The sequence below is a fragment of the Chamaesiphon sp. OTE_8_metabat_110 genome (assembly GCF_031382685.1).
In the GTDB taxonomy this organism is placed as follows: domain Bacteria; phylum Cyanobacteriota; class Cyanobacteriia; order Cyanobacteriales; family Chamaesiphonaceae; genus Chamaesiphon.
This window is the reverse complement of the sequence record NZ_JANMZA010000196.1, coordinates 1-8051: the sequence shown is the minus strand read 5'-3', so window position 1 is coordinate 8051 and position 8051 is coordinate 1. Positions and strand designations below refer to the sequence as shown.

Genomic DNA, 8051 nt, shown 5'->3' with positions numbered 1-8051 from the left:
TACTCGCTGGGGGACATGTTTTACTCGAAGATGTGCCGGGAGTTGGCAAGACTTTACTCGCTAAGTCATTAGCCAAATCGATCGATGGTAAATTTCAGCGGATTCAGTGTACGCCGGATCTATTGCCTTCGGATATTACGGGCACTAATATTTGGAATCCCGGCAGCCGTGAATTTGAATTTATTGCTGGGCCAGTTTTTACGAATATATTATTAGCCGATGAGATCAATCGGGCGACTCCCCGCACCCAGTCGGCATTACTCGAAGTGATGGAAGAGCGGCAAGTTACTTTGGATGGTCATTCGCGGGCGGTGGCGGCACCGTTTTTTACGATCGCGACTCAAAATCCGATCGAGTCCCACGGGACGTTTGTGCTACCAGAAGCACAAATGGATCGATTTACGATCTCGCTGAGTTTGGGTTATCCTGCTGCTGCTGAAGAACTCCAGATGTTGCAAGGATTGGCGGCTGGGGGGTCGGTAGAACAGCTCGAACCATGTATCTCGATCGAGCAGCTTCAAGCGATCCAGTACCAGTGTCGTGCCGTCACTGTCGATGTGGCGATCTCGCAATACATTGTCGATTTGGTGCGGGCGACGCGTCAAGATAGCGAGATCGCGCTGGGTGTCAGTCCGCGCGGTGCAGTGGCACTCTACCGGGCGACTCAAGCTTGGGCATGGCTTCAGGGGCGAGCTTATGCTATGCCAGATGATGTCAAGGAGCTGGCTGTCTGCGTTCTGGCACATCGGCTGATGATGGTGGGCGGTCGTCGGGGCGATCGGGCAATTGGGCGCATACTCCAAACCGTTCCGGTCGATTCGGCACTGGTGCAAAGCCGTCCCAAAATGTAGTAAACTATACAAAAAGACATCATCGCAGTCAATCGGTTATCTTGATTAATATCAATGTTGACTGTGATGGAGAATCGTGGATGGAAGTAGAGCGTGCTGAGGCGATCGTCAAAGAATTGATAGCCCCAAAATACCTGACGCCACCACAAGAAATGGTATTTAGGGCAGCATGGCACGGTCAGTCTTATCGCGATCTAGCTACAGCGGCTGGCTATGACTGTACTTATATTAAAGGCGTGGGCGCACAAGTCTGGCGGATGTTGTCGATCGCGACCCAAACCAAAGTTTCCAAGGGTAATTTTCGCCAGATCCTTGAATCGGTTGCGGCAAGTCAACAATCTCTCAAGCACGAGCCAAAGCAGTCAGGGATTCACTGGGAAGAGGCGATCGATATCTCCGCATTTTACGGACGCGATCTCGAACGCGATCGCCTCTATCGGTGGCTGGTTGCCGATCGCTGTCGGTTGGTAGCTATTTTGGGGATGGGCGGTATGGGTAAAACCACGATCGCCATCAAAATGTTGCAGCAGCTACAAGCTGACATTGCTGCCGATCCCGATCGGCTCGATCCCGTTGGCGAAGCCTCTCGGTACGAGAATCGATTTAGTTGTATCGTGTGGCGGAGTTTACTCAATCCTTTACCGCTCAAGGAATTGCTTCCCGAATTAATTCGCACTCTGCTCGTCTCGCTGGGATTAAAAGTTGGTGAAGTCAGTCAGTTAGAGTTAGATTCCATCCCCAATTTAGTCTGTGGGCAGCTCGAATTTTTACTCGAAATTTGTCAGCGGCAGCGCTGTGCGATCGTTTTGGATAATGTCGAATCCATCTTCCAAGCAGGGGCGCAGGTGGGACAGTATCGATCGGGCTACGCAGACTATGGCGATCTATTTAGTATGTTAGGTCGGATGAATCATCAAAGTTGTCTGCTGATTACCAGTCGGGAAAAACCGACGGAAATTAGTCAGCTTGAAGGGATTAATGCTAAAGTCAGAACGCTAATTTTACCGGGATTGGATGCTACTGCCGGACAGAGAATTTTTGCCGATCGGGGCTGTCTGCCGCTCGACTCATTAGAATGGGCAGAGATCGATCGTTATTGTGGTGGTAATCCCCTCGCCTTTCAACTGATTGCTGCCACTGTCCAGGAGGTCGCTGATGGGGATGCAGGCGAAATTTTGCACTACCTGCGATCGCAAAAGTTGGGATTTACCGACATTCACGTTTTGCTGGAGCAGCAATGGGAGCGGCTGACTCCCGAAGAGCAGCAGGTGATGTACTGGCTGGCAATCGGGCGCGAACCGATGTCGAGTGGCGATTTGGCGCGATCGCTCCATCCGGCTTGGAACGACCACCGTCAGGCCGATTATCTGCTGAGTACGCTCCAATCTTTACGCCGCCGCAGTATGATTTTTTCCCCTGCCGAACAGATGGAGCGCGGCAAGCGGCACTGGTCGTTACAGCCGATGGTGATGGAATATGTCACGGGTAAATTTGTCGAGCAGATTTGTATCGAGATCGAGCAACAGCAACCTTTTCTGGTAAATACTCACGCCATCGCTCAGGCAAATGCCAAGGAATATCTGCGGCTGGCACAATTACGGACGATCGTCCAACCCGCGATCGACAGGCTGCGGACAAAAATTGGCAATTCGCACCACATCGGTCGGCATCTGCGCCAAATGTTAGCCGATTGGCAAAGATCTCATTCGCTGCAAGCCGGATATTTTGCTGGTAATTTACTCAATTTTCTCATTCATCTCAAGCTGGATTTAACCGACTTGGACTGTTCGGAATTAGTCATCCAGCAGGCATACTTAGTCGGCATCGATTTAGTCGGGGTCGATTTTACGCATTCGCCACTGGTCGATTGTGCTTTTACGCAAACTTTTAGCAGTGTGTTGGCGATCGCTTATAGTCCAGACGGTCACATGCTAGCGGCTAGCGATAGCAGCGGTGAAATTCGCTTGTGGTCTGTGGCTGAGAGTCAATGTTTGCTAACTTGCTCGGGACATACCAATTGGGTGCGGGCGATCGCTTTTAGTCCTGACGGTCGGTACCTAGCCAGTTCTAGCGACGATCTGTGTATTAAGCTGTGGGATCTTCAAGATGGTACTTGCCTGAAAACGATCGGCGATGGCATCCACAGTTTGGGATTTAGCTTTAGTCCCGACGGTCGGTATTTAGCTAGCGGTAGTGCTAACAATCTCATCTATTACTGGGATGTGCAAACGGGCACCTGTATTCGCCAGTTCGAGGGACATCAGGACTGGTCGATGGATGTCAAATTTCACCCGAGCGGACGGCAGTTAGTGAGTGGTAGTGCCGATCGGACGGTGCGGATCTGGGATGTGGCAACTGGTCGGTGCGATCGCCTTCTCTCCGGCCATGAAAACCTGGTCACAAGCGTCGATTATCATCCTGATGGCAAAACAGTCGTCAGCGGTAGTTTGGATGGCAGCTTGCGGCTGTGGGATGTCTCTGAGGAGCTAGTGCCCGCGATCGATCGTTCTCGGCTAGTACTGACCGAACATGGTAACGAGATCTGGTCGGCGGTCTTTAGTCCTGACGGCTCGCAGTTTGCCAGTGCGGGGGTGGGTGGTTTGTTACGGATTTGGCGCACTAGCGACGGTCATTGCCTGCATCGCTTGGAGGGACATAGCGACAGGCTCTGGTCGGTCGCCTTTCATCCGGACGGGCATCGCATTGCTAGTGGGGGTGAAGACCGGACGATTCGGTTTTGGCAAGTCAGTGATGGTAAGTGTTTGCAGGCGCTCAATGGTTATATCAACTGGTTTAAATCGATCGCCTGGAGTCCCGACGGTCAGAACTTAATTACGGCGAGTCGGGATGCTCAGGTGCGAGTCTGGGCAATCGATCGACAGACTTGTCTGCACCAATTAGCCGGACATACTAAATCGATCCATGCTGTTGCTTACGATCCGCACGGATTGACTTTTGCCAGCAGTGGCGACGATCGGACGATTAGAATTTGGGATGCTAGCTCTTTGAGCTGTATTCAGTTGCTCCGGGGACATTCAGAGATCGTTTTAGCACTCGTATATAGTCCTGATGGTAAATATTTAGTCAGTAGCGGTGGCGATCTGAGCATTAGAGTCTGGGATACGCATCGATGGCGCTGCGTACATGTTCGCACGGGACATACCGATCGGATCGGCGGTTTGGCTTATCATCCCGAGCTGGATCTAATTGCCAGCGCCAGTGAAGATCGGACTGTCAAAATCTGGAATATTCACGATAGCACGCCACTACATACTCTCTCCCAGCATACCAATCGCGCGATCGCGGTGGCTTTCGATCCGGGCGGGACAATTCTCGCTAGCGGTGGGATGGATCGGCAAATTTTACTGTGGAATATCGCAACGGGGGAACTGTGCCACACTCTCACCGGACACGAGGGCTGGATTTTATCGCTTGCTTACAGTCCCGATGGTAAGTGGCTATATAGCGGTGCTTCCGATCGGACGGTGAAAGTCTGGTCGATGGAAACCGGACTGTGTATCGATACTTTTACCGGGCATCAGAGTTGGGTCTGGTGTATTGCCGTCAGCGGTTGCGGTCGATTTCTGGCTAGTGCCAGTGAAGATGAAACGATTCGACTGTGGGATCTATCCGCTGGGAACTCGCTCTCTACCCGCCGCGCCGCTCGTCCTTATGAGGGGATGAAGATTAGCGGCGTCGAGGGCTTGACAAAAGCGCAAATTAATGAACTTAAAACACTCGGCGCACAGGAGGGGTAGTGTTTTAGTGAATAGTGAATAGTGACTAGACTTCCTGCGAAAGTAAAAACAAAATCTTTGTTAGTATTGTCTTCGTCAATTAAGTAGGTAGGTGCAGTTATTTATAAAATAGATTATGCCTGAAACCTAGTTGGTGGGCATTGCCCACCCTACGGGATATCTAAGCCTGGTAAGGAATGAATCAGCTTAAGGAGAGTGATTGTGCTGGGTTTATTTTCATGGACGGGAAACCCGTCCGAAAATGAATTCGCTTTTCAGGATGGGAATTTAAGCCCCATCCTAAAACCCCAATTATTAATTATTAATTATTAATTATTAATTAATTTAAGCACCCATCAAACCATAAGCAGACATCCGCATGATCTCGCCAGTGTTGAAGCCAATATTGTTGAGTGCTTCACCATAGGCGATCATAAAGTCTTCAATTAGGGCATCCTTTTCCATCCCCAGGACTTTGGCATCTTTGGCGACATCATTCAACATCTTCCACACCAATGGTAGATTTTGACGGTTTGCAGTTTGCAGTTCGGCTTTAGCCGCTTCAAAGTTGTCATGCAGCCACACTTCACCAAAATTGAGGTGCATGTACTCATCTTTAACTACCCCTTCGGTAATCTTACGGGCAAACGCATCGGCGACGGGAATGTAGATATTGTAAGCCGCGATCGCAAAACATTCGATAATCAGCGACTGAATCAATAGGCAGGTGACGACATTACCTTGACTGGCGGCTATTTGGAAATTTTCGTGCAACCGGGCAAAAAACTCTTTAGCAAATGGCAGATCTGGTGTTACAGCTAGATTGCGAGCGCAGGATTCAAAGCCTCTTTTGTGCCGCAGCTCCATCTTGGACAACTTAACCAGAGCGTCCTGAGAATCTGGCAACAGTCCACCTAATGTAATATAGTTTTCATGCGCTTCTTGTTCGCCTTCGATCACGATTGCATTAATCCGACTGTAAGCATCCTTGTAGGTTTCGCTGGTAAAGTCAAGTTCCAAACTGGCTGCAATCTGCACCATAAGTTCGATTTCTCCCGTGTATCCGAATAATATTTAATTTTACGTCAAGCCGATTGGTGGTTGCACCTCTACCGCGAACACATACAGTTATTGTAATGTTTTACTAGGTAATCTAAAGATTTATTGCTATCTTCAAACCCCACTATCTTAACCGATCGTAGACCAAAACCGTGCAAAAGTTATCCGATCCGAACTATTTTCGATGGTGGCAAATTTTTAACTGGCTGCTGCTCCTCGGCGGCGCTGGGCTAATTTTGGCACCCTTAGCTGTCGTCTTCGTAACTTCTATTACACCTGTCGGCGAGACAGCGACTGGCTTTAGCTTGCCGACACATATTACTTTCGCCAATTATCAGGCAGCCTGGAGTCAAGGTAATTTTATCCTCGCTTTTGCCAATTCTACTTTTGTCGCCTTGGCAGTGACAGCCGCGCAGATCTGCACATCGGCTTTAGCTGGCTACGCGTTAGCTCGACTCCAGTTTCGCGGACGGCAAGCTCTACTGCTCCTACTATTAGCGACGCTGGTGATTCCGTTTCAGCTATTAGTCATTCCCATTTTCTTGATTCTCAAATGGGGGCATCTACTCAATACGTACAGCAGTCTCATTTTGCCCACCGCTGCTAGTGGTTTTGGGATCTTTTTGCTACGGCAATTTTTTATGACGATCCCAGTCGAACTCGAACAAGCAGCCATGTTAGATGGCGCGACGCGGTGGCAAGTGCTATGGCGGATTATGCTCCCGTTGTCGCGTCCCGCGCTGGTGACGCTATTCATGTTTACCTTTATCGGCGAGTGGAACGATCTATTTAAGCCGCTAATCTTTACTACCCGTCCCGAATTACGCACCGTGCAACTCGCTCTAGCTGAATTTCAAGAACAGTTCACCAATAGCTGGCAATTGCTAATGGCAGCGGTAGGGATTTCGACAGTACCGATCGTTTTACTATTTTTAGTCGGACAGAAACAGTTTATTCAAGGTGTTACTAGTACGGGGATTAAGGAGTAGGGAGGGAGTTGGGAGATGGGAGATGGGAGATGGGAGTTGGGAGTTGGGAGTTATTGATAAGGACGCAAGCGTCCAAAAATCTTTACCTATTACCTATTACCTCTTACCTCTTACCTCTTACCTCTACTCCCTCCCAACTCCCATCTCCCAACTCCCATCTAAATCCTACGTTCCAGGCAAATTACGCAATCGATCGTTCAGATGCGATCGATCGGCGAGAATCTTTAGTAAGGGGCCATGCTTGCCAAATTCGACGATACTGATACTACTGACGGGCATCCCTAAGCGATAGCGAAACCGTCCCGCATCGATACCCAGGAGACTGCACAACAGAATCCGAATGGTTGCTTTGTGGGATACGACCAAAACGTTGCCAGTAGGGTGTTGTTGGCTGATTTCCTCGATTACGGCGAGGGCACGAGCGGCGATTGCCATTGCCGACTCGCCACCTGTGGGCGGATTCCAACCGGGATCTGCCAACCACCGGAGATAGTCATCGTGATACTCCGCATCGACAGTGGCGACATCTTTGCCTTCCCAGGCACCGTAATTGATTTCCTGCAATCCATCTCGTAACTCTAGCTTCATTTTCAGCGCATCAGCTAACGGTTCGGCGGTCAAAATCGCCCGCTCTCTCGGACTGCAATAGATCGCTGACCACGGAGTGCTAGCATAAGCTTTGGCAAATAATTCTGCCATTTCTTCACCATCGGGAGTCAGGGCTGGATCGATCGAGCCGCAGAATAAATTACCCCGACTGGAGGCAGTTTGTCCGTGCCGCAGAAAGTAAAGATTTAGAGTCATATAGTCATTAGGTGGTGAGATGGACGGAATCGACAATTTGCTCAGAGCAAAGGCTAAGTGTGGCAACTAGGTCGATCGCAGTTAAACTGCTCTGGTTGCAAGTATGCCAACATGTAATCTTTACTCTATCAGCTACCATATTACTCTCGAATGAAAACTCTGCTAAGATTGAGACAGGGACAAGCTGAGTAATTAGCTTGTCCCTATGCTTCTTGGAATAATAAATTACCAGGAGTGGGTCGAAACCCACTTTTTTTGTTGCTTGCGACAGATCGCCTCTTTGCGAGTTCTGTGGCGATTGGGGTAGCGATATCGGTAATTTGGGGAATGAGGGGATGAGCCATACATGTAGCAAGGACTAGAAACTAGTGGCTATTGAGGGTAACGGTTACAGAGTTGGAGTAACTAATTTCAATCTCGATCCATCGCCGAGCGGTCTGTGAACTGTGCCGATCGATGCTGCTATGCTGCTGTTGTACTGCGGGTAGAAGACCACAGAACTCGCAAAGAGGCGATCTGTCGCAAGCAACAAAAAAAGTGGGTTTCGACCCACTCCTGGTAATTTATTATTCCAAGAAGCATAGGGACAAGCTAATTACTCAGCTTGTCCC

Annotated in this window: 5 protein-coding genes; 3 read left to right on the top strand and 2 right to left on the bottom strand. The window is 49.5% G+C overall.

The features are described 5' to 3' along the window. Positions 1 to 851, top strand: an 851-nt coding sequence (locus RMO52_RS07205) for a MoxR family ATPase (RefSeq protein ID WP_310412324.1), incomplete at its 5' end; no start/stop codon positions are given. A gap of 41 nt (positions 852 to 892) precedes the next feature. Then, a complete protein-coding gene (locus RMO52_RS07200) occupies positions 893 to 4609 on the top strand; it encodes an AAA family ATPase (RefSeq protein ID WP_310412322.1) in 3717 nt (1238 codons plus the stop codon). A gap of 324 nt (positions 4610 to 4933) precedes the next feature. On the opposite strand, the gene RMO52_RS07195 is transcribed toward RMO52_RS07200, so the two are convergent. Further along, a complete protein-coding gene (locus tag RMO52_RS07195) occupies positions 4934 to 5629 on the bottom strand; it encodes an aldehyde oxygenase (deformylating) (protein WP_310412319.1) in 696 nt (231 codons plus the stop codon). 170 nt (positions 5630 to 5799) lie between these two features. On the opposite strand from RMO52_RS07195, the gene RMO52_RS07190 reads away from it, so the two are divergent. Next, positions 5800 to 6636: a carbohydrate ABC transporter permease gene (locus RMO52_RS07190; RefSeq protein ID WP_309738773.1), complete on the top strand. Its 837-nt coding sequence runs from the start codon at positions 5800 to 5802 to the stop codon at positions 6634 to 6636. 165 nt (positions 6637 to 6801) lie between these two features. Here RMO52_RS07190 and RMO52_RS07185 read toward each other — a convergent pair whose 3' ends face one another. After that, positions 6802 to 7440 (bottom strand): histidine phosphatase family protein, encoded by a 639-nt coding sequence (locus RMO52_RS07185; protein WP_309738772.1) that lies wholly within the window; start codon positions 7438 to 7440, stop codon positions 6802 to 6804. Positions 7441 to 8051 lie beyond the last annotated feature (611 nt).